Source organism: Pedobacter sp. (assembly GCF_040513095.1).
Lineage (GTDB): Bacteria > Bacteroidota > Bacteroidia > Sphingobacteriales > Sphingobacteriaceae > Pedobacter.
This window is the reverse complement of the sequence record NZ_JBEVDX010000144.1, coordinates 25069-50830: the sequence shown is the minus strand read 5'-3', so window position 1 is coordinate 50830 and position 25762 is coordinate 25069. Positions and strand designations below refer to the sequence as shown.

The window sequence follows — 25762 nt, the reverse complement described above, 5'->3', positions numbered from 1 at the left end:
TATTAGTATTTTACTATTTAGTATCATTATAAATAATAACTTTGCGATATTTGTAGTATCTTACGTACTTTATATGCGTTGTGGCACATAAAGAGTGACGATTTAAAACACCATATCTTAAAAGATTTATAAATGTTTCAGAAAGATGACCTGCATCACTTAATAGTTGTGAGGGTTGGATTATCTTCGAATTTTCGTTCTCAAATAGATCTAATAAGATAATAACACTATATATGACATTGACCGACATCAAATTTTCAGAGTTCCTGAAAGATTTTGAAAAAACACTGAAGTACTTATTTCACGAAAAAGAAGATATCAATAAACTGAGTTTAGAACGCGGGCTGCCACCGGAGTTGTTAAATGATATCCTTGCTGAAAGACCGCTTTCGGTAGCAATACCCGAGCAATATGGCGGACGCGGCAGTAAAGTGAAAGAATGCCTCGGTATTTTGGCTGCGGCTTCATATGAGTCTCTTCCTTTGTCGCTCACCTTTGGAATTAATATCGCCTTATTCCTGGAACCGGTTTCCAAATATGCAGATGAATCGGTAAAACAGGGAATTTTCAGCCGCTTCCTGGAAAACCAGAATATGGGCGGACTGATGATCACTGAGCCTGACTATGGCAGTGATGCCCTGAACATGAAAACCATGCACCAGGAAGTTGAAAAAGGTTACCGGATCAAAGGAACTAAACACTGGCAGGGCTTAACAGGTTTAGCAGACTACTGGATCATTGCTGCACGTAAAACACTGGACAATGGTGAACTGGGAAGGGATATCGATTTCTTTATCAGTGATAATACGGTAAAAGAACAAAAAGTTGTTGTAGAAGAGTTATACGACAATGCCGGATTGTATATGATCCCCTACGGTTTAAATAAATTAGACCTGGAAGTTCCGGCAAACTTCAGGTTAACCCCCGAAACAACCGGCATCAAAATGATGCTCGATATTTTACACCGGAGCCGCATGCAGTTCCCGGGAATGGGTATGGGCTTTATCAGGAGAATGCTTGACGAAGCAATTGAACACTGTACCAACAGGATGGTGGGCAATGGTAACCTGATGGCAATTGACCAGGTACAGTACTCCATCTCAAGAATGCAGTCGGCCTACACAATTTGTTCTGCCATGTGTGCCAAAAGCAGCGAAATCAGCGGAATTGCACATAATCTGGCAACAGAGGGTATGGAAGCCAATACCATGAAAGCGGTTGTGACCGACCTGATGCAGGAATGTTCACAGTTGCTGGTACAGCTTTCAGGTGCAAATGGTTACAGAATAAGCCATATCGGTGGCCGTGGGATTATGGACAGCAGGCCTTTCCAGATTTTTGAAGGCTCTAATGAGATGTTGTATGCACAGATTGCCGAAATGATCACCCGTACAATGAAGAAGCAGAAACAACTGCACTTATTTGATTTTCTTAAAGCGCTTGCGCTCACTTCAGAAGCCTGTCTTTATTTTAAAGATGATTTGAGCTTTACCATCAGCCAGGTGCTTTCTCAGCGTAAACTGGTTGATCTGGGTAAAATCCTGGCAAGGATCATTTGTATCAGTTATGTACTTGACCTGGGTAAAAAAGGATTCAGAAATGATCTGGTGCAGAATTGTATTGATACAGTGCGTCATGAAGTTGCCGCCCTGATGTGTTCATTTAAATTTGACAATACTGTTCAGGTTGTAGAAGGTTATACTGACCAAAGCTCATGGCTTAAATTCGCATAAGTAATGATAAAATATCTGAAGCTGGTTATCTCCTGAAATGGAGATAACCGGCTTTGTTGTTTATACGCGACTCTGCGTATTTATTACATAACTTATATGATTTCGTCTGTAGCGGTCAGCTACGCTTCCCCTGATACAAATTTAGGCTTCTGTGGCATCGTAAACAATCACCTTTTCCCAGAGGTGGCTGCAGTTTTTAATAAATTCCAGATGAATAGGGTGGTTCTGGTAAGTGGCTTGTCCGGCAAGATCTTTAAAGAAAATCAGCTCTGATACTGCCCAGCTGTTATCCACCACTTCGCGTTTTTCTGTACTGGCAACCACGCCCACACGAAGTTCATGTACGGTTTCGATTTTAGACAAGGTTTTTACGCCAGCAATGAGCTGATCTCTGTCTGCTGCTGATCCCGGGTTTTTCAACCAGAAAAACACGTGGTGTACTACAGGGTATTTTGTTTCCATATTTTCAAGGGGGAATGCTGATGCTGCTGTTGCAGCCGATAATATTGCAGCGGTTCCAATAAATTTTCTCCGGGTTGTTGTACTCATGATTATATATTTAGCTGCATGAAGTTAATAAATTTTAGTTGAGTACAAAACCGGAGGAGGGATAGCTGCGATCATCAAAAACCTTTTTAACTGTTTCCGGATGTGAAACCCGGTCAAAAACCTGGATAGACCTCGTTTCATTCGTATATAAAGCCCATTGGGAAGCATTGATTTCACCAGGATTTTTTCCCCTGATAAAATTTACCCATGCCTGGTGTATCTGCTTTGCAAGCGTAACTTCTTCTGTGTTGAATGAAGGATGATTTCCTGAAAACCACACATATTCCAATTCGACGCCATGATTGGCTCCGGAGTGGTCCCTGCTGTAATCAAACCTGTAGACCCAAACGGGCGTCCGGTTTGCAACCAGTACCTTTGCCAGCCGATAGGAGTGCATCTGATACATATACTGGGTAAACAGATTGGTTTCGTAACTGAGATGATCGGGTAGAGCCAATGCTTTCCGGTCTGCCGATTTGAGAAACCTGAAGTTGCTGCCAAACCAGTCCTTAAGCACACGGTCATCAGGATGAAAAAGCCTTTTATCAGCATCCAGAAACATTTTGCTCTCTGCACTATTGGTGCCTATCAGGAGTTTGATATCGCGGTTGGGATGGGCCTTAAGATAGAGGTACGGATCTGTTGTAATCACTTTACCGTCCTGTACAGGGCCGAAATAATTGGTTCCCTGGGCACCACTGCATACTTTATTCTGTGCTTCTATCAGCTGTGAAGTACTGAGTGATAACAGCTCGGAAGGATTTTTTAAGCCCAGGGTATCCAACAACCTTTGTCTGATGTTTTTGGCAGTGGTACTGTCCCGGATGCATTGTACTGCTCCGCTTTCAAGGATCAGCTGATGAAAATAATCTTTTGCCTCTGGGGCCACCAGCAGTGTGCTTACAAGTTTTGCTCCGGCAGATTCGCCCATCACAGTAACTTTTGCAGGATCTCCCCCAAATGCGCCTATATTTTCTTTGATCCATTTGAGGGCCATCATGCAGTCAAGTAAACCATTGTTTCCTGAACGCTGATAAGCTGCCTGCTGATCGCCCATATACAGGAAGCCGAAAACACCTAGCCTGTAGTTGATGCTGACCGTAACGATGCTGTCCTGATCTGAGAAGGCATGCCCGTCTTTGCCTTTCCCCGCACCTGAGGTCATGGCACCACCATGCACCCACACCACAACCGGGAGTTTGAATTTTGTAGAGGGCGTGTAGATATTCAGGCTCAGACAGTTCTCGTCGCCCGTGGTACCATTCCCGGTACCGCTGTATTGTGCAGCTATATTGCCAAACTTTTCACAGGATAAGGTATCAGCCCATTGATCAGCCGGTTGAGGCGCTTTGAACCTTAGTGCTCCTGAAGGGTCTTTTGCATAAGGTATGCCTTTGAATACCAAAATTTTGTTTTCCAGGGTTCCACGGATATACCCTTTCCCGGTTTTCAGGACGGTTGTTTGTGACTTAGCTGGTATTGCACAGCAGGAAAAGAAAACTGAGAATAGTCCTGCTTTGAGGATCATCCTGATGAAGTTATGCTCCTTAATTATTTTTTTGGATGTGATTAACATAGGCTCAATAATTTGATCTCTAAAGATCAGTTAAATCCCGGTAATAAGGGCAGGGCTAAGCCTGCCGATAATTTTAAACTAAATAATTTTGTATTTTAGATGAACAACGCAACAACGTGACTGTTTGAGCGGATTTTATTTAAGTTTACGCCAAAATTAAAACCTTATGCCTAAAAGATTACCCTTATTATTGCTTTTAACCTCATTTGCAGGCTATGTACAGGCACAAAATTCGGATAGGCTAAAGTCATCCGCCCGTCAAAACTTTCCGGACAGCACCGTAGTAAAAGTTCATCCTTCCTATGCAGATGTTACTGGTGTACACAATTGGTTTTTTGGAAAAAATTACAGAAAAGAATGGGCGGCAGCAGTAAGGTTGCCCCTGATTAAGATATCAAAAGTATACGGTGGTTTGTTACCGGTAAAAGAGGGTGGGGGTATGCAATCCAAATCCCTGCGTCTGGCCGATAAAAAAGGAAATGAATATGTGATCCGTAGTGTAGAGAAGACGCCTGATAAACTGCTTCCTGAAGGCCTCCGCGAAACCTTTGCACTCGATTGGGTCAACGATGCCATGAGCGGACAGCATCCCTTTTCTGCACTCATAGTGCCACCACTGGCAGCGGCAGCAAATGTAAACCACACCAATCCGGTAATCGGGGTAATTGCGCCTGACGATGCCCTGGGAGAATATAAAAAGGAATTTTCCGGTATGGTGGTACTGCTGGAAGAACGCGAACCGGGAGGCGAATCGGACAATACGCCTAAAATGATAAAGGAGCTGAATGAGGATAATGACAATCACTTTGACGGCAAGCAGTTTCTTAGGGCACGCTTACTTGATCTGCTGATTGGCGACTGGGACAGGCATGAGGACCAATGGCGCTGGCTTGACGTAAAGGACGGCAAGGAGAAAATGTATGAGGCTGTTCCGCGTGACCGTGACCAGGTATTCCACGTTAACCAGGGCTTGTTTCCATCCATTGCAGCCCTGCCATGGATAGATCCCCTGCTGGGCGACTTTGGACCTACTCTTCCGGCTGTAAAATATTCATTGTTTAAAACAAGGTTTATGAAGGGATTTCCGGATGCACAGCTCAGTTATACTGAATATATGCAGGTAGTGAACGATTTTGTGAAAGCTGAAACAAATGAGGTACTGGAAGCCGGACTGAAAATGCTGCCTGCCGAGGTATACAGGATACGGCATGATCAGCTGCTGTCTGAACTAAAACAGCGACGCGATAATATTCCTGCGGCAATGGCCGGATTTTACCGTTTCACCAACAGGATAGTAGATATCAAAACCAGCGATAAAAATGAAAAAGTAACCCTGACAGATGCGCCCAACGGAGCTACAAGGGTGCTTATCAATAAAATTGATAAGGACGGACAGGTAAAGGAAGTTTTGATGGACATGACCTACGATCCTGAAATTACAAAAGAGATCCGGCTGTATGTGTCTGAGGGAGATGACCAGGTAACCGTTGATACAAAGGACCAGCCCATAAAAATCAGAATTGTGGGCGGTGAAGGTAAAAAGTTATACGATGTGAAACAGGCCGGCCGGAAGATCAGGCTGTATGAGCAAAAAGATAATGCCCGCTTCACAGGGGATGCCGGCCGGTTAAAGACCCACCTTTCCAATGATACGCTGAATACGAAATTTATACCCACAAATCTTTATAATGTTTGGGTACCGCTGGCTACAGCAGCCATCAATAAGGACGATGGATTCCTGTTGGGATTGGGACTGAGGTTTATAAAGAAAGATGGTTTCAGAAAACTGCCTTATTCCAGCTCTCAGCAGATCATGGTTACCCATTCTTTTGCCACAGAAGCCTTCCGCATCAAGTACAACGGAGAATGGATACAGGCAGTTGGAAAGGCCGATATTACTTTGCAGGCTGTAGCACAGGCCCCGGACAATACCATGAATTTCTTTGGCAGGGGAAATGAATCTGCGTTGGTTAAAGGGGATAATTACCGGAGATTTTACCGTACGCGATTTGATACTTACCAGGTTGACCCGGCTTTGCGCTGGCACGTGGGTAATGGAAATACGCTGAGTGCAGGGCCTTCCATCCAGTTCTACCACCTGAATTTTGATGACAATGGGGGCAGGTTTATCAACCAGCAGTCGCTGATTAAATCTTACGACAGTGCTACTGTAAACAGGGACAAGGCTCATATAGGATTCCTGGTAAACTTTAACAGTAACCACAGGAACAGCAATATCCTGCCTACAGGCGGTTATTATATGAATGTTACCCTGCAGGGATATACAGGGCTCAACCATTATTCCAAATCATTTCTGCAGATCAGACCAGAGTTTAGCTATTATCAGAAGCTGAATGCCAAAGGCACAATTGTGCTTTCAGACCGTGTGGGTGGTGGCGTAACAGTCGGACAGGCCGCCTTCTACCAGTCGATGTTCCTTGGCGGGCAAGGCAACCTGCTGGGTTACCTGCAATACCGTTTCGCCGGTGAACAAATGGTCTATAATAATCTCCAGGCCAGAGTTAAACTGTTCAATGTAGCAAGTTACATCCTGCCGGGGCAGCTGGGCTTATCCGGTTTCTATGATGCGGGCAGGGTTTGGGAAGAGGGAGAACATTCAGACAAATGGCACCAGGGAACAGGCGGTGGAGTATACTTCTCACCGGCCGGCTTAACGATCATACAGTTGATGGCAGGCCATTCGACAGAAGGCTGGTATCCGTTCTTTTCGATGAACTTCAGGATCTAATGGGATCTGATTGATTTGCGACCGAATGTGTATTTCGAGAATTTTGTATGCAGGTAACCTCTTTTCTGCTGCGCCTGCAGCAATGTCTTTTCGTCATCAGCTCCTTCAAATTTGGGAACAGCAATAGTCTGTGCAGAGTAAATACCTGAATGACCGCTAAAAAAATAGGCCGTAAAACAGGCTATGCCAAACAATAACGCATATTCACCGCCGAAAAGTTCTATTCCCATAAAGGTACAGGCAAGAGGCGTGTTGGTAGCCCCGGCAAATACAGCGATGAAACCCAGGGCTGCAAAAAGGCTTACAGGTGCGTTAAGCAGATGTGAAAGGGTGTTGCCCAGCGTAGCCCCGATATAAAACAATGGGGTTACTTCACCGCCTTTGAAACCAGAAGCGAGGGTAGTGGTGGTGTAAACGGTTTTCCATAACCAGCTCCAGGTATCGGCCCCTGCGGCATGAAATGCCGAGGGTATGGTAATCGCCCCGGGATATTGCGGATCTACGCCAAGACTCAGGTAATCCTGTTTACCGTTCAGATAAGTCAGCCCGATAATAATGAGTCCACCTATGAAGGGAACAAGCCATTTTACAGGAACTGTTTTAGTGAACAGCGCTTTGATTTCGTGTACCAGTCCAGAGAACATAAAACTGCAAAGGCCAAATGCAATAGCGGCCACAATCACTTTCAGTATAAGTAAAAGATCCATAGGCAGCCAGTCGGACATAAAATAACTGGTATGCGGAACAATATCAATATGATAAGCGGTATGATGGATTCCCCATGCCGCAACGGTAATATCCGCTATGATACTTGCTGCCAGTGCAGGGAAGAGGGCATTATACTGTATACGTCCTACGGCCAGCACTTCGAGTGCGAAGATGGCACCGGTGAGAGGTGTGCCAAACACAGCACCAAAACCGGCGGCTATGCCAGCTGTAAGCATCAGCCTTGTATCTGCTTCATTCAATCTGAACCAGCGGCCCAGCGTTGCTGCAATACTGCCGCCGATCTGAACTGCCGTGCCTTCGCGGCCGGCAGATCCACCAAAAAGATGGGTCATTACGGTGGTCACCAGAATTACGGGGGCCATTCTTTTGGGGATACCTTCTCCCGATTGCCTGATTTCTTCGATAATCAGGTTGTTTCCCTTTTCGGAGTTTTTACCCAGACAGGAATAGATGAAATAAATTGCAGTTCCAGCAACAGGCAATAGAAAAAGCAGCCACTGGTGTGTGAACCGGTAATGTATTGCCAGGTTGAGCAGCCACAGGAACAAAGCAATGGTACTGCCGGTGACCACCGCAGCCGGGAATACAAGGATAGTCCAGCGCAATAGCTGTTTAAAAATGACGTAGTATGGGGATTTTTTCACCTGCAAATATATTGTGCACCACAAAATGCACCGCTAATATATGTTTTAATGGTTATATTTGAAGAATAGCCCGTTTCATGTATTTTATATCATTGCTAAAACGACTTCAGGTTAAACTTACCGGAAGTGATGCGACATTTTCATTGGAGGCCCGTATATACCATTGCATCTGCATCGTTGCTTTTATTGCACTGGCTTATAATGTTCCTTTTAATTATTTTGTTGGATTACCGAAGGTTGCATTGGTAAGCCTCATTGTACTGATCGGCTTTGCATGTCTTTACTATGTCTCACGTGTACGGAAAAATTTTACTTACAGCGTGATAGGAATGGGCATTCTTGGCAATGTATTCTTTGCCATCGTTTACTTCTTAAATTCAGGTATTGACGGACCAACCCTTATTCTATTTGCATTATTCTTTTACCTGCAGACTTCTACTGCCCCTAAGAACCAGCAATGGGCATGGCTGCTGGTTAACATAGTAACCGTTGCCGGAGTCTGTATCACAGAATATTATTTTCCCTCGCTGGTGCCATCAACCTATCCAACGCTGATCAGCCGCTTTACAGATAATGTGTCAGCATATATGGTGGTTGTGGTGTCTGTTTTCTTTTCCCTGAGGTACATCAGGCAGAATTACGAATTGGAAAGAAAATCGGCCCTCAACAGGGCATTGGATATTGAGTTGAAGAACATTCAGCTGGAATTATTGAACGGAGAAAAAAACAAGCTTTTTTCTATCGTTGCACATGACCTCAGGAGCCCGCTGGCATCAATACAAAGTTACCTGGAACTGCTTACAGCTTATCCGCTGACTGAACCCGAAAAAAAAGAGATCGAACTTAAATTGTTGTCCCTTACCAAAAATACCTCAAACATGATGGCCAATCTGCTGTCATGGTCTAAATCGCAGCTGGATGGTGTCCGTGTGAATGTCCGCCCGATGGACCTGCTGAAAACGCTGAGGGACATGCTGAAGGTAGAGACAAGTATTGCGCAGGAAAAAGGAATCAGCCTGACGTACCATCTCAATGAAAACATGTTTGTTCTTGCAGATGCAGATATGCTGATGCTGGTGGTCCGCAATCTGATCAGCAACGCAATCAAGTTTACACCCGCAGGCGGCAATATACAGGTGCTTGCTGCTATTGACAGGGATTGTACCATTACTATAGTGGATTCCGGTGAAGGCATCGCTGAAGCCGATCAGAAAGACGTTTTTTCTTTGGAAGCGAAATCTACTTTTGGTACAAACAATGAAAAAGGTGTGGGGCTGGGGCTGATCCTGTGTAAGGAATTTACAGAGTTACAAAATGGGACGATCAGTTTCGTCAGTGCTCCCGGTGAGGGTACCAGTTTTATGGTTTCGATTCCTGTTTTTACCCAAAACCGTACGGCATCTTCACAGCAGGGCGAGCTGAGCGATCAGTTTTAGTCTCTCAAATGATAAGTTTTTATTATTAAAAATATCATAAATCTGCATTCCGGTGTTGTTTTTAAGGTTTTTCTATACTCGTCTGATCATTAAGTGATTATAATTATTTTTTTTGTTTAATTCTGAATTATTAATATATTTGAATAGTCCTCATGACTACATTAATTCTATACGATTGATGCATGGAGCCGGGTAGACTGAACAATGCCCGGCTTTGTTTTTCTTCTTTTTACCATTTAGCCAGTTCATCAAACATATTTTCCATGTACTAGATCTTGTCATGATTTAAGTTATGATCCTTTCCCTATGCGGTTTTTGCTAAAAGCATTTAATGAAAGCCTGGCAACAGTTCGTATCAGGAAACCGAAAAAAAAATCAGGTGATATTTAATTACCCACATCTATCTGAACCGCCGTTCCGCCGATGGGCAGGATCTTTTTCCTTGCGTTTACTAGGTGGTATTCTGGCTGTTGCAATGTTAAGAAAAAAAACAGGCGCACCATTTTCTATTTTACTAACCTAGTTTATCAAATTATAAGTTGATTCAAATTAAATGATATAATTATATAAAATCATGGAATAAAGCGGCAGAAAATACAGTGTGCCAATTCGTAACTGAGCCGTCCTCGTTGATGCAATCATCGAAACGCTTTCAAAAAAAGCAGAGCAGATCAAAGAGTTGCTGAACAAGCAGAATTTCATAGAAGAGAACTGGTTATAAATCGGCAATCATATGATCGCCGGCTTTGTGGATGTCTTTAAAAAGAAGCGGGGATATATCCTCCGACATATCCCCGCTATCTAAATTAACGCTCTCATATATACAGACGCTTAAAAATCTGCATTATTGTATCAGAGCTCAAATTATTTCAAATTATATTTCATTCCTGCCGGTAAAACGTCTTCCGTAGAAGTTACGCTGATTGTAGTGGTCGTGCTCGTAAAAGGTCTGTTCGTCCCAGGTTTGCTGGATGTCGATATCGTCCATAAAGCTATTGCGGACAGCAATTTCGTCCTCAGGCTTAAAAGACTCCCTGATATAATCAGGAGCGGCAGCAAGCTGGGCAATAGTCACTGCAGGCAAATATACTTCATCATCAGTAAGGTGCAGTTCAGCGAGTCCAATAGGGATCAGCACTTTCCTGTTCTCTACACCAAATACCCTTGCCTCAAGATCAGCTATCAGGTATCTGACTTTACGTGTGGCGGGATTGAAAAGCAGGTCCTGTACTTTCCCGATTTTTGAACCCCGTGTGTCTTTTATATGCCATCCCTGAACCTCGGGTTCCCCCTCAGCGATTTCATAATCGCTGTCTTCCAGTTCTACCAGCAGACGGCTGTCGTCTATATTTTCAGTTGCCATAAAAATTTTTTTTAAGGTGCTGTTGCAGTTGAATCACTTACTATTTTATCTGAAGTTTTGTGGTCGTCCTTGTGGATCGCAAAATATACGATTGCCATACCCACCAGGATAATAATCAGCCAAAGCCACCAGAGGCTTTTATTTTTAGGTTGTACATTTAAGGTTGCCATAGTATTGTTTCTACATGTTTAACGATTGATAACCTGTGTAACAGCAAATTGTTTCAGAGAATGAAAAATGGGGACATTTGTGCATATTATTTGCTAGTTTTATACTGATTTTTTTATCTCTTTTCTTTATGGCAAACAATGTAAACATCACTTCCAACGGTATTCAGAAGGTCCTTCGTAATTACAATGAGAAACAGGCGCTGGCAGAATACGTATGGAACGGGTTTGATGCAAATGCCAGGACGGTAGAGATAAGTTATGCCGCAAATGAACTCGGCTTTGTTGATGGTTTGGAAATTGCTGATGATGGCCATGGGATCAATTTCGATAACCTGAGCATTAAGTTTGAGCCTTTCTTTGAATCAGAAAAGGCTTTGCAGCTGCCACTGAATAAAAACAGGTCGGTAATGCATGGTAAAAATGGGGTAGGGAGGTTAACCTTTTTCAAGTTTGCCAATGATGCCGAGTGGCGGACTACATTTTTGCAGCGGGGATCCTTAAAAAGCGGAAGGATCAGCATCGGCGTGCATGCGCTGAATAATTACCAGGCGGGCCTGCTGGATATGCCGCTCAATAATAAAGCGGGTACCCGCGTGATCTTTTCGAACCTAAAGATCTCTGCTGAGGATCTGGAACAGGAAATCATTCCTTACCTGAAGGCCGAATTCTGCTGGTTCCTGGAATTGAATAAAAAGAGCGGCTATACTATTCTTGTCAATGGTGAAAAACTGGATTACACGGGTTATATCCAGGATTACGAAGAAGACCTGCTCATCAGATATGATGAGACTAACACTGTATTTAAACTCAAGTTTGTGCAATGGAAAGAATCCTTACATAAAGAACTTTCCAAAGCGTATTTCATCAACGAAAAAAATGAAGAAATGCACAAGGAGTATACTACCTTGAACAAAAAGGCCGACGAATATTTTCACAGCGTTTACATACAGAGTGAATTTTTTACTGACTTTGATTTCAGCGGTTCAGAACTGGATACACAGGTGAAGCTGTACCAGCGCTCTAAAACTTCTCCCGAGTTTAAATTCCTTTTGAAAAAGGTAAATGAACTGCTCAGGGCAAAAAGAAAGGTTTTTCTTAAAGAGTATTCTTCGAAATTGCTGGAGCGCTTTGAGAAAGAGGGAGTAATTGCAAAGCTGGCTGATCATGCCCTGGGCGACAAGAATAAAAATGACCTGTCAAATCTGATAAAAACAATTTACGAAATTCAGCCAAAGCTGTTTAGTAACCTGAGTATTGATCAGAAGAAAACTATAGTATCCTTACTGGATATGATACTCGCTTCTGACCAACGCCAGCAGATGATGCCGGTGCTGGGAAGTATAGTGGAGATGGAGGAAGAAGAAAAAGCAGAATTGAATATGATTTTAATGGGCTAAGGCTTTTATCTCTTTTTTGCTTAAGATATGGAGTTTAAAAGTTACCGGGCTGCGGGGGCGGTCGTTTACGCCTGCAGGAACAGCATTGATGGCTTCTGCAACAGACAGCCCGCTTACGACCTCTCCAAAAATTGTATAGTCTCCGTCAAGCCCTGGGGTCCCCCCAATTGTTTTATAGGTATCCCGCTGCGCTGCGGAAAAATGACGACCTGTTTTCTTTTCAATGAGGTCAAGCGCTGCATCGGTTTGTTTTTTTCCTTCAACCAGGTAAATCTGATCAAGGTAGGAGCTCTTTTCAGGGTTGTCATTTCTGCCTGCACCAAGCGCTCCTTTTTTGTGAAAGAACTGAGGTCTGATTTCTGCTGCTATACGCTGCAGCGGTACTTCAGGATGGAGTTTTTCCCGGTCCAGTATAGTTTCATCCAATTCACCTCCCTGGCTCACAAATCCTTTAATTACCCTGTTGAACTCCTGATCCCTGAAGGTACCGGTTCTGATCGCCTTTAAAAAGTTGTCGCGGTGTTTAGGGGTTTCATCGTATAACACGACAATGATGTTGCCTTTACTGGTTGATAGCTGCACATAACTGCTTTGTGCAGCAGCGGAGAAGGCGAGAGCCAGAAGGAAAAAACTGAGGTAAAATGTTTTCATTTGTTTATTCTGTTAATGGGGCAGAGCTACGTTTGAAATACAGGTTGATAACAATCATGATCATGCCTGCCATGATTGACACATCCGCGAGATTAAAGATGCCGGTTTTAAAAGCATAAAAGTCTATATGCAGAAAGTCTGTTACAGAACCATAAAGCAGCCTGTCATACAGGTTACCCAGTCCGCCGCCAATTACAAAGCTGATACCCAGCACCAGCAACCTGGGCAGCCGGGGATTTGAGAGCAGATAATAGATACCGTAACCAAGTATAAGGAGCGGAAGCAGGGATAGTAAAACAAATTTTACAGTGCCATCAAGTGAGTCGCCCGTACTCAGGAAGGCACCGGAATTTTCCGTTTTGGTGAGTATCAAATACTTTCCGATCACATCAATGCTTTCGTAATATCCGATGTTCATTCTGGCAGCACGCTTGGTTGCCTGGTCGCAGCCTGCATTGGTGAATATCAGCAGTAAAATGCATATGTTTCTTAATGTGTGGTTCATTGTACTGTAAACATAAAGTCTTTTGCTGATAATTTCCAAATAATAATCTCAAACACAAGCCCCCTATTGTTGTTATTGGCACATCAATATATCATGACATATGAAAAAAAAGAAAGATTCGTTTTTCGAAACGATGGCTACAAAAATTACCTGCTGGACAGGAAGTTCAGCCGCATTTGGAATTGCATTTGCAGTCATCGTGATCTGGGGTATCACAGGGCCGGTTTTTAAATACTCAGACACCTGGCAGCTGGTGATCAATACAGGCACCACCATAATCACTTTCCTGATGGTGTTTTTGATACAAAAATCGCAGAATAAGGATTCTAAAGCTATACAGCTGAAATTAAACGAACTTATAGCCGCAAGCAGGCATGCCAGTAACCGTATGGTTGATATAGAAGACCTGACAGAGGCAGAGCTGGATGTATTGCATAAATATTATCAGCGTTTGTCTGATATATCTGAAGAGGATGATGATATCCACAATTCTCACTCTATAGATGCAGCTGAGGATTTGCAGGAAAGTAAGTTAAATGTGCGCCGAAAAGCTGAGCTGAAAAAATAACCCTTACAAAAAACCCCGTTTTCCATCTCTTAAGCCCATAAAGGGCGGGGGAGATGGAAAACGGGGGATTTTTATTGGTGATGTGTGCTGATCAGCTTATTCTGCTGCAGCCTGCTCATTTACAAAGTTCTCTGCGATACCTGTTAAGGCCTCATCAGTTGCCTTTTCATTTTCTAATGTTTGTGCCAGCAGGTCCGCTACATCAGTATGGCCCATGTTTTCTGCAAAGGTTTTCAGCGTTCCGTAAGTAGCAATTTCATAATGTTCTACTTTTTGTGCTGCCAGAATCAATCCTGCATCCCTGATCAGGGTACCTTTTTCAGTTTCAGAAATAATGCCATCTGCTTCTTCAAGCAAACCAGCCATTGCATCACACTTTTTTGCAGCAGCTTTTTCGTCCAGTAAGGCGAATACCTGCTCCAGGGTTTCAATATGTGTCTGGGTTTCCTGTGTATGTTTTTCAAATGCTGCAGCCAGTTCAGGACTGGTAGCTGCTTTTTTCATTTTTGGAAGTGCTTTTACCAGGTGTTTCTCAGCCCAGTAAATGTCTTTTAATTCGTCAACAAAAAATTCATGAAATTCTGAATTCTCCATTTTACCTGTGTTGCTTACAGGTTTTGCCGTACTTGCTTTTGCCGGAGTTGCTTTTGCCGGAGTTGATTTTGCTGTTGCTTTTGCCGGTGTTTTTTTTACTGTAGTTGCCATAGGTTGATATCTTTTAATTGTTTGTTTTTCAAGATGTGAACTTATAACCCTGCTGTAATCGAAATGTTTGTTATTTTTTCGTTTCTGCTGTTTTAAACATTTGTCCGGCCATCAGCTTGTCGTGGCCATAGAGATCCTCCCTGAAATTCAGCAGGCCGTCTTTATCCACCCATGAAGTAAAATAGGTAATAAACACAGGTACGGGCTGCTTCATGTTAACCCATACTTCTGTCTTTTTATTCATTGCCTGCTCAATTTTTTCAGTGGTCCACTCAGGACGATCTGCCAGCAGGTATTCTGCCAGTTTCTTTGGCTGAGCAAGACGGATACAGCCGTGGCTAAAAGCGCGTTTTTCTTCTGCAAACAATGATTTGGCAGGAGTATCATGCAGATAGATATTATAACTGTTCGGGAAAAGGAATTTTACCCTTCCCAGAGAATTTGCATTACCAGGTTTTTGCCTGATCTGGGGAAGCCCCTCGCTGGTGCCGTACTGTTCCATGTTCTTTTGTGACAGATAATTGCGGTTCCTTCGCATTTCGGGCAGGATTTCTGTGCGGACAATGCTGGGAGGGATATTCCAGTAGGGGCTAAACACAATATTCTTTAACTCATTGCTAAAGATTACTGTCTTGTTTGCGGCCTTTCCAACCACAATACCCATGTTCAGTACTTCCTTGTTTGCTTCAAAGACATGAAGTTTATATTCAGGGATATTCACGAGGATAAATTTGCTTTCAGGGATCAGTGGTGTCCATTTCATCCGCTCCAGGTTGATGATCATTTGCTGAATTCGTGCTTCGGCCGGAACATTAAGGGCATTGATCAGGTTTTGATCTATCCTGCCGCTCTGCAAGGCCCCAAATTGTTTCTGTGCCTTTTTTACGGCCGTTGTTAGTGCTGCGTTGAAAATCGCGGTGGTATCCCCCGGAGAAAGATCTCCAAAGTCTGCAAGACGCTGTTTGATTTTGGTTATGAATATCCCTGTATCTCCAGGATGGTATATCTTATTCCTGCCGGGACTGATCTTCTCCCAGGCGCCTTTCTGCTGAATGCCATACCAGCGCAGCAGTTCTTTATTCAGGGTTTTATAATACCTGTTTACAGGCTCCCAGTTTTCAATACCCTTTCCTTTTTTTGCGACCAGAGAATCCAGCAGCGCAACAGCGTCTAATTTTTTCCTGGGGATATACCATTGCAGTGCTGCCGGGTCAAGTTTCCCTCCGTAGGCATAAGAAACAAAATTAAAAAAATGCTGTGTAAGGGAAAGCTCAAGGGTAATCAGTTCAGGGCTTGCTGTTTTGATCAGTGTGTCTTTATTGATGAGCAATCCCAGTTGCTGGTGCAGGGCCTGGTCGGCATCGGTACTATCGCGGGTCGAAGAAATATATTTCCGGTCGAGTTCATAAAATACCCGGGCCTGTTCCGCAAGGCCTTTTTCAGCTACCCATGCAAACTGGAAATTCCTGCTGTTATAAAAGTTTCTCAGTCGGTTTGCAGAGCTGTCCTCCAATTCATGAGTGGCGATGTAGTCTTCCATCTGCAGACTGTCTACAGCTAGTTTGGTAATGGCATTTACCGGAGTTATGGTGTTATCACGTGGTACTTTAACTTCTTTACGCTGGCACTGCGTTAAAAATGCAGCAAACAAAAATGACAGAAATATAATTCCTGCCGGAGAAGCAAAGCGTTTTTTCGGATTAAGCGTCATCAGCTCAATATACGGCTAAACACTTATTATTTTGTATTTTAATGACAATTTAATTCCCAAAATAGGTGTGGCCGGGAATCAAATATTATATTTGTTCCCACAATATCAATTAACCATATTCATGCATACTAAACAGTTGACCTGGCGTTTTGCCTGGGATTATCCTGCTTTTAGAGTGAAACTGATCTCAGGCATTCTACTGATGGGCCTGATTGTCTATTATTTACAGGATTTTTTCGTGTTTGTACAAAGCAGAACAAACGGGATCCTGGTGCATGACCGGGTATTGGAGATTCTTCCTGCACATGATGTTTCGGTTTACATTTTCCTGGTGCTTTATCCGGCTTCAGGATTGTTTTTCCTGAGGGTAAGAAAAAATACCACACTTTGTATTACAGCGTTATGGGGTTATATCTTCCTCTGTCTGATAAGGATGCTAACCATTTCACTGATCCCGCTGGAGGCGCCGAAACAGCTGGTACACATGACCGATCCGTTTTCTGTCATTTTCTACGGATCAAATATGATCACTAAGGACCTGTTTTTCTCAGGACACACCGCAACGCTCTTCCTGGTCGGCCTCTGCCTGGAGAATAAAAGGGAAAAGATAATCATTTTCTGTGCTACAGCAGTATTGGGTATACTGCTGCTTATTCAGCATGTGCATTACACCGCAGACGTGCTTGCAGCCCCTGTTTTTAGTTATTTCTTCTGGTACATGGGAAAAACGATTGCCCGGATTTAAACGATAATCGCTATTTTGGCGGCTTATTCATACAATTAATGGAAGTCAACAATTTAGAACCTCAGGATCTCTGGCAAAATTTCGTTCAGCTGAATGCAGTTCCGCGGGCCTCAAAAAAAGAGGAACAGGTGATTGCCTTTATGCTTGGCTTTGGCCAGAAGCTTGGACTGGAAACAATTAAAGATTCCATAGGAAATGTGGTTATTAAGAAAGCTGCCACTCCGGGCATGGAAGATCGTAAAACAGTGATTTTGCAATCTCACCTGGATATGGTACACCAGAAAAACAGTGATATAGATTTTAATTTTGATGAACAGGGCATAGCTATGTTCGTAGATGGCGACTGGGTAAAGGCGCAGGGTACTACGCTGGGTGCCGATAATGGTATTGGAGTGGCTACGATTATGGCTGTTCTCGCTTCTGAAACTATTGAACATCCCGCTCTGGAGGCGATGTTTACTATTGATGAAGAAACCGGGATGACAGGTGCAAAGCAACTTGATCCTGCGAACTTCAGTGGTAGTATTTTACTGAACCTGGACACTGAAGAAGATGATGAACTGACCATCGGCTGTGCCGGAGGAATAGATACCAACACACGTTACCACTACCGGCAGGAGCCAGCCGATGCTCAGGGTACGGCCTTTCAGCTCAAAATCAAAGGACTGCTTGGCGGGCATTCGGGCATGGATATCCATAAGGGCAGGGCCAATGCGAACAAGCTCATGAACAGGTTGTTCTATACCCTGTCGCAAACTGTGAATATACAATTACACAGTGTGGATGGCGGAAGCCTCCGGAATGCGATCCCAAGGGAGTCTGCCGCTGTAATTGTGGTGCCCTATGGTCAGAAAGAGTTGTTTGTCCTGCTGCTGAAACAGTTCCGCGAGGTACTTGCTGATGAATACCATACTGCAGAACCCGCATTACAGATCACCCTCGAAGAAACTGCCCTGCCATCCAGGGTAATGACGTTTGTAGATTTTAAAAAGATCGTTAATGCTATCTATGCCGTTCCTAACGGAGTGTTCAGAATGAGTCCTGACATTAAGGACCTGGTAGAAGCGTCTACCAACCTGGCAAGAGTGATCATCAAAGACGGAGAATTTATCACCCAGTCCTTACAGCGCAGCAGTGTTGAAAGTACCAAAGCTGATGTATCCAACGCAGTTAGCGCTGCATTTGAAAATATGGGATGTGATGTGCAGCAGGGTGGGGACTACCCGGGCTGGAAACCTGATCCGGATTCTGCAATCCTCAGACTGATGACAGGGTTATACCAGCAGGCCTTCGGTAAATCTCCAAGAGTGGAGGCTTGTCACGCCGGTCTGGAATGCGGTATCCTTGGCGCTCACCTTCCGGGAACGGATATGATATCCTTTGGGCCAACCATCAGGGGGGCACATTCCCCGGATGAAAGGGTACAGATCTCCTCGGTTAAAAAATTCTGGAGCTATCTTTTAGCGGTCCTGAAAGAAATTCCAAAAGAGGATAAATAAAAAAGAATTGCTATTTTAGGCCTCTTTAAATATAGAATATGATTATTGCACCAAGAATACGTGGATTTATCTGCCTGACTGCCCATCCAAAAGGATGTGAGCAAAATATTGTCAATCAAATTAACCACGTCAAATCAAAAGGAGCTATCAATGGCCCCAAACGCGTGTTGGTTATTGGTTCATCCACAGGATTTGGACTGGCATCAAGAATTACTGCCGCATTTGGATCAGATGCATCTACTGTAGGTGTGTACTTTGAGAAACCTCCTGCTCCGGGTAAAACTGCTTCGGCAGGATGGTATAATACTGCTGCTTTTGAAGCGAAGGCTAACGAAGCAGGTTTGTATGCCAAGAGTATCAATGGCGATGCTTTTTCTGATGACATCAAAAAGCAGGTAATTGACCTGATCAAAGCTGACCTTGGGCAGATTGACCTGGTGATTTACAGCCTTGCCTCTCCGCGCAGGACGCACCCTAAAACAGGTGTAGTATACAATTCGGTACTGAAACCGATCGGACAGGTTTTTACCAATAAAACTGTTGATTTTCATACAGGCCTGGTAACTGATATCTCTATTCAGCCTGCCAATGAAGAAGAAATAGAAAACACTGTTGCTGTAATGGGTGGCGAAGACTGGGGATACTGGATTGAAGACCTGAAAGCCGCAGGCGTACTTGCACAGGGAGCAACAACTGTAGCTTATTCTTATATCGGCCCTGCAATCACTGAAGCTGTATACCGCAATGGAACAATTGGTCGTGCCAAGGACAATCTTGAAGCTACTGCTTTCGAGATTACTGAAAAACTGAAAGATCTGGACGGCAAGGCTTATGTTTCAGTAAACAAAGCCCTGGTAACGCAGTCAAGTTCTGCCATCCCGGTAATACCGTTGTACATTTCGTTGCTGTATAAAGTAATGAAAGATGCTGGTCTGCATGAAGGCTGTATCGAACAAATGCAACGCCTTTTCCAGGAAAGGTTGTATTCAGGTGCAGAAATAGCAACTGATGAAAAAGGCAGAATCCGTGTTGACGATTGGGAAATGCGTGATGATGTACAGGAAGAAGTGGCAAAACTATGGGCAGAATCCGATACAGATACCCTTCCTGAAATCGGAGACCTTCCTGGTTACAAAAAAGATTTCCTGAATTTATTCGGATTTGACGTTGCCGGTGTGGATTACGATGCAGAAGCGGATGAGATGGTAGAAATACCTGGATTGTCCAACAAAGCCTAAACCCCGTCATTGGGGCACAGCTGTGCTTATATCTTTAAACAAAGAAGCCGTATCAGTTTTTACTGATACGGCTTCTTTAGTTATTACTTTTTGTGATTAGGCTTTGTGCTGAAGTGCTAAAGTTTCAATTTCCTTCAATCCTTCAAGTACGCCTGCTCTTTGTTTTTTCAACAAGTCAATATGATCAGCGTGATCTGTATAATCGCTGATATATTCATCATATTTTTCAATAGCAGCTTTTTCGCCTGTAACAATTGCTTCCAGGATAGCTAAATCTTCTTTACTGCTCAGTGCCTGTTTGATGTCAATCCAGGTGCGGTGCAATGCACCAAGAACACCACCGCTTTCATTGTCGGCATCACCACCATGTGTAGCGATATGGGCTCTCAACTCTTCTGCATAAGCAGCACGCTGCGCAGCATATTTTAAAAATACACCCTGCAGTTCGATTTTTTCTGTAGCCTCGGCCGAGGATTCGTATCCTTCTTTCCCGTCGTTAACAATTGACAACAGGTCTTTTAAATCGCTTATAATTTCTTTATTGGTTTCCATAGGTAGATGGTATTAAATTAAATTTTACTTGTATATAACCGGCGCGTTTGAAAATAGTTTTAGAATTTTCCATTCGGCAAGCTTCGCGTATCTGATTAAAAAAATGCTGTCATAACCACATCATATTACTTTTAATCAAAACATAGTCTCAATTTGTATGTTCAAACACCATGGAAAAAATAGAGAAATTATATACAGCAGAAGCATTGGCTACGGGTGGTAGAAACGGACATGTGAAATCATCAGACGGTGTTCTGGATCTTGAAGTAAGAACACCTAAGGAACTTGGCGGTGGGGGCGGAGCATACAGTAACCCTGAGCAGCTTTTTGCAGCGGGTTATGCAGCGTGTTTTGACAGCGCTTTGAGCTTAGTGATCAGGACTGGTAAAGTTGAAGCCGGAGAGACTACAGTGACCGCACATGTGAGCATTGGAAAGACTGGCAGCGGTGGCTTCGGACTGGCTGTCAAGCTGCAGATTTCTATTCCGGGTGTGACACCTGAAGTGGCGCAATCACTGGCAGAAAAGGCGCATCAGGTTTGTCCTTATTCAAACGCTACCCGCGGAAATGTAGAAGTTGAACTGGAGATCGTCTAAGCAGTAATCATCTCCTCGTTATAGGGGATGACAGCTTAAAAATAACATCAAGATTAACTCTGTCATTGCTTTGATAGAGTTAATCAAATTTGTCATTAAAATATATTGATTTAATAATCAGTAATTTATACTGTTTATATCAATGCGAAAAGAATGACAATTTGTCGTTCTCAGGTTTCAGGTGCTGAAGGGTATTATTACCAATACAGGGTGGAACTGTTCTCTGTATGTCAGAACTATGATGACTTAGCTGCTTTCTGTATGTTTATACACATACTTATGCACACCACTTTCCCGTTGTTTATAAGTTATTAACAGAAATTTCAAATTTATGGATTGTATGAGTTTGCCTGTTAACGACTTACGAAATAGATGAAATTTAATCTTTTTTTGTTAGTAATTTTTTGGATCTTCGCCCTCCCAAAACGATGGCATAACAGGCCGTTATTTATATCTAAAAGCTCTAGTTTATTTAAAGAAATATGGAAAAAACTTGTACTGAAGTATGGAATAATTGCCTCCAGATTATCAGGGATAATATCCCGGTCCAGAGTTTCAAAACCTGGTTCGAGCCTATCTCTGCATTAAAACTGGAAGGCAATGTACTGACCGTACAGGTACCGAGTTTATTTTTTTACGAATGGCTGGAAGAACATTATGTGGGACTGTTACGCAAGACAGTGAAGCAGCAAATGGGCGAGGAAGGCCGTCTTGAATATAATATAGTAGTTGACCAGTCATCAAACAGTGGCTCTCCCTATACCACAAGCATGCCTTCAAATGGCAATGGGGCAGCCTCTAAGATTCAGTCTATGCCAGTTCCTGTATCTATAAATAAGGACATCAAAAATCCTTTTATCATTCCGGGTTTAAAAAAACTAAATGTAGATCCGCAACTGAATACCAATTATACTTTTGATAGTTATGTTGAAGGAGACTGCAACCGCCTGGCGCGCTCTGCGGGCTTCGCTGTGGCAGCCAAACCCGGCGCGACATCATTTAATCCACTTATGATTTATGGTGCGGTGGGATTGGGAAAAACTCACCTTGCGCAGGCCATTGGAAATGAGATCAGACGTACATTGCCTGATAAGCTGGTGATCTTCGTATCCTGCGAGAAATTCTGCCAGCAATTTGTAGAATCGTTAAAGAACAATACAATCAATGATTTTGTGAACTTTTACCAGGCTATGGATGTAATCATCATGGATGATGTCCATAATTTTGCCGGCAAAGAAAAAACACAGGACATCTTTTTCCATATTTTCAATCACCTGCACCAATCGGGGAAACAGATCATTATTACTTCTGATAAACCACCGAAAGACTTGTCTGGATTGGAAGAACGTTTGCTGAGCCGCTTTAAGTGGGGGCTTTCTGCTGATCTTCAGATCCCTGATCTGGAAACCCGGATCGCCATCCTCAGGAAAAAAATGTATGCTGACGGAATTGAACTGCCTACTGAGGTAGTGGAATATGTGGCAAACAATATTGACAACAATGTACGTGAACTGGAAGGGGCGATGGTCTCCCTGCTTGCACAGTCCACACTGAACAGAAAAGATATAGACCTTTCCCTGGCTAAATCTATGCTGAAGAACTTTATCAAAAATACAACCAAGGAGATTTCAATGGATTACATCCAGAAACTTGTCTGTGAGTACTTTGAGGTTCCTGTTGATATGGTTAAATCTCCTACCCGTAAACGTGAGATCGTGCAGGCCCGTCAGATTTCCATGTATCTATCCAAGAGCCTGACCAAGTCTTCACTGAAAAGCATTGGTGCATTTTATGGCGGCAGAGACCATTCTACCGTGATCTATGCGTGCCAGACTGTAGAGGACCTGATTGAGACCGATAAAAAATTCAAAGGATATGTAACAGATATCCAGAAAAAGCTTAAGATGAGCTAAATCATTTAAATCACTGATCGTCGTCAGTTTCATTAGCCTGCTAAAGCCTATCTTTAGAAAAAACTCCGCTAATGAAAGTCGCCATTTTTAGTACCCAGTCTTACGACAGGCAATTCTTTGATCAGGTAAATGCTGCATACGGGCATAACCTGCTGTATCTGGAACCAGCTTTAACAGCAAAAACTGCAATACTTGCTGCCGGTTGTACTGCGGTTTGTGTATTTGTGAACGATGTGGTTGATAAAGCGACTTTACATGTACTTCATGAATCAGGCGTTACCACCCTGGTTTTACGCTGCGCGGGATTCAATCAGGTAGACCTTGAAACTGCTAAAAGTCTGCATATAAATGTCTTCAGGGTACCTTCATATTCGCCTGAAGCGGTTGCAGAACATGCTGTTGCCATGATTATGACACTCAACCGTAAAACGCACAAAGCTTACAACAGGATCAGAGAAGGCAATTTCTCCCTCGAGCGCCTCATTGGTTTTAACCTGCATGGTAAAAAGGTAGGCCTCATTGGCCTGGGGCAGATTGGGCTGGCATTCGCTAAAATCATGCAGGGTTTTGGAACCGAAGTTTACGCCTATGACCCTGTAGTCAAAGATGTTCCTTCTTATATCCGGATGACGGATTATGACACCCTGATTTCCTCAGCAGCTATTATTTCTATTCACTGTCCGCTCAATGAGCAGACCAGGCATATGGTAAATAAGGAAAGCTTTGTGAAGATGAAGGATGGAGTAATGCTGATCAATACCAGCAGGGGTGCAATCCTGGACAGCAATGCTGCGATCGAAGCACTCAAACAAGGAAAACTGGGATATCTTGGTATAGATGTTTATGAGCAGGAAGACAAGTTGTTTTTCAGGGATCTTTCTGAAAGCCTGATTGCTGACGAACAGATCCTGCGGCTGATGAGTTTTCCAAATGTTCTGATCACGGCACATCAGGGATTCTTTACTACTGAAGCACTTACTGAGATTGCAGAGACTACCCTGCAAAATCTGACAGATGCTGAGAGCCTGCGCTCAAACCTGAACCAGCTGTAGGCGCTTAAGAACTGCAGGACAACGTAGAACTGCCGGGTTGCGTTACTGCCCATTCTGGTCTGAGTTTAAAGAACTCGTCATGGTCTGCCGAATAAGGGGTTTTCATGGCCTGCTGCAATTTAAGAAAGAGGCTGTTTTCTCCTTTTTCCATTTCCTGAATTGCCTGGTGAAGCAGGTAATTTCTAAGGATAAAACGCGGGTTACTGGCTTTCATTATTGCTTTTGAATCAGCAGCTGTGATTGCATTGTTTCCGATCCTGGTCTGATAGCTTTGGATGCTGAGGATTAACTTATCCAGCGAAGCTGTATCGGGATCCTGGTAAAATGAAGACTGGAAATGTGATACAATTTCTTCTCCGTTATCAGCGGTAGCGGGCAGGGAGATCAGCAGCTGGAAAAAGATAGTCATGTCAGGTTTAATCCTGTCCAGCGTTTCTTCCAGGTCGTCAATCAGCTGATGGTCTGCTTCTTTTAACTGATCGAGGCCCAGTTTGGCAGCCATCATAGTATAGTACTTGGAAAGGTAGATTGTTTTGTATTCTTCGAGTATAGCTGACAGTTCATCAGTATTTTCAAAGAGCGGCGCTATTGCACTTGCAAGGCAGCCCAGGTTCCAATAGGCAACAGTATGCTGACGGCCAAAAGCATATCTGCGGCCAGGTAGATCTGTTGTGTTGGGTGTGAAGTTAGGATCGTAGTCGTCCAGGAATGAATATGGGCCATAGTCGATGGTAAGACCGAGGACAGACATATTATCTGTATTCATGACGCCATGTACAAAGCCCACTCTAAGCCATTCAACAATCAGGGCAGCTGTTTTGTCGAGCACTTCTTTAAACCATGTAATGGTTTTATCCGGGCCTGTAATATGCGGATAGAAATGATCTATTGTCCAGTCTGTAAGTTTTTGCAGCTGTGCAGTTTCCTGTCTTGCGGCCAGCATTTCGAAACTTCCGAAGCGTAAAAAGCTTGGAGCAGTACGCATCACAATGGCACCTGGTTCGTAGGCTGTCCTGCCATCATAAAACATGTCGCGCAGAACCTGGTCGCCTGTAGCTACAAGAGCGAGTGCCCTGGTGGTTGGTATGCCAAGGTAGTACATTGCTTCGCTCATCAGGTATTCGCGGATAGAGGAACGGAGAACCGCACGGCCGTCGCCCCGGCGTGAATAGGGCGTAGGGCCTGCACCTTTCAATTGCAGTTCGAAGGTTCCTTTTGAAGGGGAAGGCCATTCCCCAAGCGTAATTGCACGGCCGTCGCCCAGCTGCCCTGCCCAGTTACCAAACTGATGCCCGGCATAGCAGTTAGCATAGGGGTACATGCTGGGGGTAACCAGGTTTCCGCCAAGGATAGCAATGTCCTGTTCATTTGGTTCACTGATCCCTAACTCAGCAGCAAGTTCATCTGACCAGGCCAGGAGTGCTGGTTGATGGACAGGGGTAGGAATCGCTTTACTGTACATAACACCTGGAGTTTGTCTCGGCTGCAGATTTCCACTCTGATCGCCCTCAAAGGTTGAAACATATACTTTTTCGAAAGCTTTTGTACTCAAGTTATCCATAGCACGAAGATAAGGCCTATTTGATTGAGAAGGGTTATGATACTGTCAAATCAGCATCAGAGATTTATTCTTCCCTGTGAAATTGAATGGAATGAACGGCAAATTCCTTTTGTAATAACA

22 protein-coding genes are annotated in these 25762 nt (G+C 43.6%); 11 read left to right on the top strand and 11 right to left on the bottom strand.

Annotation, left to right across the window (positions count from 1 at the left end; translation table 11 throughout):
• Window positions 1–233: 233 nt before the first annotated feature.
• Window positions 234–1733: an acyl-CoA dehydrogenase family protein gene (locus ABWY16_RS16230; protein ID WP_353905700.1), complete on the top strand. Its 1500-nt coding sequence runs from the start codon at window positions 234–236 to the stop codon at window positions 1731–1733.
• Between the two features lie 141 nt (window positions 1734–1874).
• On the opposite strand, the gene ABWY16_RS16225 is transcribed toward ABWY16_RS16230, so the two are convergent.
• Window positions 1875–2282, bottom strand: a complete 408-nt coding sequence (locus tag ABWY16_RS16225; RefSeq protein WP_353905699.1) for a Dabb family protein — start codon at window positions 2280–2282, stop codon at window positions 1875–1877.
• Window positions 2283–2316: 34 nt separating this feature from the next.
• Window positions 2317–3858, bottom strand: a complete 1542-nt coding sequence (locus ABWY16_RS16220) for a carboxylesterase/lipase family protein (protein WP_353905698.1) — start codon at window positions 3856–3858, stop codon at window positions 2317–2319.
• Between the two features lie 166 nt (window positions 3859–4024).
• Here ABWY16_RS16220 and ABWY16_RS16215 point away from each other — a divergent pair, with 166 nt between their 5' ends.
• Entirely contained in the window at window positions 4025–6607 is a 2583-nt protein-coding gene (locus tag ABWY16_RS16215) for a BamA/TamA family outer membrane protein (protein WP_353905697.1), read from the top strand.
• On the opposite strand, the gene ABWY16_RS16210 is transcribed toward ABWY16_RS16215, so the two are convergent.
• Complete coding sequence (locus ABWY16_RS16210; protein WP_353905696.1) at window positions 6604–7980, bottom strand: voltage-gated chloride channel family protein; 1377 nt, start codon at window positions 7978–7980, stop codon at window positions 6604–6606. The genes ABWY16_RS16215 and ABWY16_RS16210 overlap by 4 nt on opposite strands.
• Before the next feature lie 77 nt (window positions 7981–8057).
• Between ABWY16_RS16210 and ABWY16_RS16205 the strand changes: the two genes are divergently transcribed.
• The gene (locus ABWY16_RS16205; RefSeq protein ID WP_353905695.1) at window positions 8058–9416 is read left to right on the top strand and encodes a sensor histidine kinase; all 1359 of its coding nucleotides are present in this window, start codon (window positions 8058–8060) and stop codon (window positions 9414–9416) included.
• An 874-nt stretch (window positions 9417–10290) separates the two neighbouring features.
• Here the strand turns inward: ABWY16_RS16205 and ABWY16_RS16200 are convergent.
• Window positions 10291–10779: a PRC-barrel domain-containing protein gene (locus ABWY16_RS16200; protein ID WP_353905694.1), complete on the bottom strand. Its 489-nt coding sequence runs from the start codon at window positions 10777–10779 to the stop codon at window positions 10291–10293.
• 11 nt (window positions 10780–10790) lie between these two features.
• The gene (locus ABWY16_RS16195) at window positions 10791–10949 is read right to left on the bottom strand and encodes a hypothetical protein (protein WP_353905693.1); all 159 of its coding nucleotides are present in this window, start codon (window positions 10947–10949) and stop codon (window positions 10791–10793) included.
• A gap of 128 nt (window positions 10950–11077) precedes the next feature.
• Between ABWY16_RS16195 and ABWY16_RS16190 the strand changes: the two genes are divergently transcribed.
• Window positions 11078–12346, top strand: coding sequence for an ATP-binding protein (locus ABWY16_RS16190; protein WP_353905692.1), 1269 nt, complete (start codon window positions 11078–11080; stop codon window positions 12344–12346).
• On the opposite strand, the gene ABWY16_RS16185 is transcribed toward ABWY16_RS16190, so the two are convergent.
• Together ABWY16_RS16185 and lspA are read right to left on the bottom strand one after the other, a co-directional pair.
• Window positions 12335–12997 (bottom strand): peptidylprolyl isomerase, encoded by a 663-nt coding sequence (locus tag ABWY16_RS16185; protein WP_353905691.1) that lies wholly within the window; start codon window positions 12995–12997, stop codon window positions 12335–12337. The genes ABWY16_RS16190 and ABWY16_RS16185 overlap by 12 nt on opposite strands.
• 4 nt (window positions 12998–13001) lie before the next feature.
• Window positions 13002–13502, bottom strand: coding sequence for a signal peptidase II (gene lspA, locus ABWY16_RS16180; protein ID WP_353905690.1), 501 nt, complete (start codon window positions 13500–13502; stop codon window positions 13002–13004).
• Window positions 13503–13602: 100 nt separating this feature from the next.
• On the opposite strand from lspA, the gene ABWY16_RS16175 reads away from it, so the two are divergent.
• Window positions 13603–14070 (top strand): low affinity iron permease family protein, encoded by a 468-nt coding sequence (locus ABWY16_RS16175; protein WP_353905689.1) that lies wholly within the window; start codon window positions 13603–13605, stop codon window positions 14068–14070.
• A gap of 96 nt (window positions 14071–14166) precedes the next feature.
• Here the strand turns inward: ABWY16_RS16175 and ABWY16_RS16170 are convergent, their stop codons facing one another.
• Both ABWY16_RS16170 and ABWY16_RS16165 read right to left on the bottom strand, forming a co-directional pair.
• Window positions 14167–14775 carry a YciE/YciF ferroxidase family protein gene (locus ABWY16_RS16170; protein ID WP_502930999.1) on the bottom strand — a complete coding sequence of 203 codons (609 nt, stop codon included), beginning with the start codon at window positions 14773–14775 and terminating at the stop codon, window positions 14167–14169.
• Between the two features lie 70 nt (window positions 14776–14845).
• Window positions 14846–16486, bottom strand: a complete 1641-nt coding sequence (locus tag ABWY16_RS16165) for a L,D-transpeptidase family protein (RefSeq protein ID WP_353905688.1) — start codon at window positions 16484–16486, stop codon at window positions 14846–14848.
• Window positions 16487–16607: 121 nt separating this feature from the next.
• On the opposite strand from ABWY16_RS16165, the gene ABWY16_RS16160 reads away from it, so the two are divergent.
• The 3 genes from ABWY16_RS16160 to fabV are packed head-to-tail and all read left to right on the top strand — an operon-like array spanning window position 16608 to window position 19968.
• On the top strand, window positions 16608–17231 hold the full coding sequence (locus tag ABWY16_RS16160; RefSeq protein WP_353905687.1) for a phosphatase PAP2-related protein: 624 nt from the start codon (window positions 16608–16610) through the stop codon (window positions 17229–17231).
• A gap of 38 nt (window positions 17232–17269) precedes the next feature.
• A complete protein-coding gene (locus tag ABWY16_RS16155) occupies window positions 17270–18730 on the top strand; it encodes an aminoacyl-histidine dipeptidase (protein WP_353905686.1) in 1461 nt (486 codons plus the stop codon).
• Window positions 18731–18768: 38 nt separating this feature from the next.
• On the top strand, window positions 18769–19968 hold the full coding sequence (fabV, locus tag ABWY16_RS16150; RefSeq protein WP_353905685.1) for an enoyl-ACP reductase FabV: 1200 nt from the start codon (window positions 18769–18771) through the stop codon (window positions 19966–19968).
• A 96-nt stretch (window positions 19969–20064) separates the two neighbouring features.
• Here fabV and ABWY16_RS16145 read toward each other — a convergent pair whose 3' ends face one another.
• A complete protein-coding gene (locus tag ABWY16_RS16145; protein WP_353905684.1) occupies window positions 20065–20520 on the bottom strand; it encodes a ferritin-like domain-containing protein in 456 nt (151 codons plus the stop codon).
• A 170-nt stretch (window positions 20521–20690) separates the two neighbouring features.
• Here ABWY16_RS16145 and ABWY16_RS16140 point away from each other — a divergent pair, with 170 nt between their 5' ends.
• From ABWY16_RS16140 to ABWY16_RS16130, 3 genes are all read left to right on the top strand, one after another.
• Window positions 20691–21116 carry an organic hydroperoxide resistance protein gene (locus ABWY16_RS16140; RefSeq protein WP_502930998.1) on the top strand — a complete coding sequence of 142 codons (426 nt, stop codon included), beginning with the start codon at window positions 20691–20693 and terminating at the stop codon, window positions 21114–21116.
• 482 nt (window positions 21117–21598) lie between these two features.
• A complete protein-coding gene (gene dnaA, locus ABWY16_RS16135; RefSeq protein ID WP_353905683.1) occupies window positions 21599–23029 on the top strand; it encodes a chromosomal replication initiator protein DnaA in 1431 nt (476 codons plus the stop codon).
• Between the two features lie 71 nt (window positions 23030–23100).
• Complete coding sequence (locus ABWY16_RS16130; protein WP_353905682.1) at window positions 23101–24081, top strand: 2-hydroxyacid dehydrogenase; 981 nt, start codon at window positions 23101–23103, stop codon at window positions 24079–24081.
• A gap of 4 nt (window positions 24082–24085) precedes the next feature.
• On the opposite strand, the gene ABWY16_RS16125 is transcribed toward ABWY16_RS16130, so the two are convergent.
• On the bottom strand, window positions 24086–25642 hold the full coding sequence (locus ABWY16_RS16125) for a protein adenylyltransferase SelO (RefSeq protein ID WP_353905681.1): 1557 nt from the start codon (window positions 25640–25642) through the stop codon (window positions 24086–24088).
• Window positions 25643–25762: the final 120 nt, after the last annotated feature.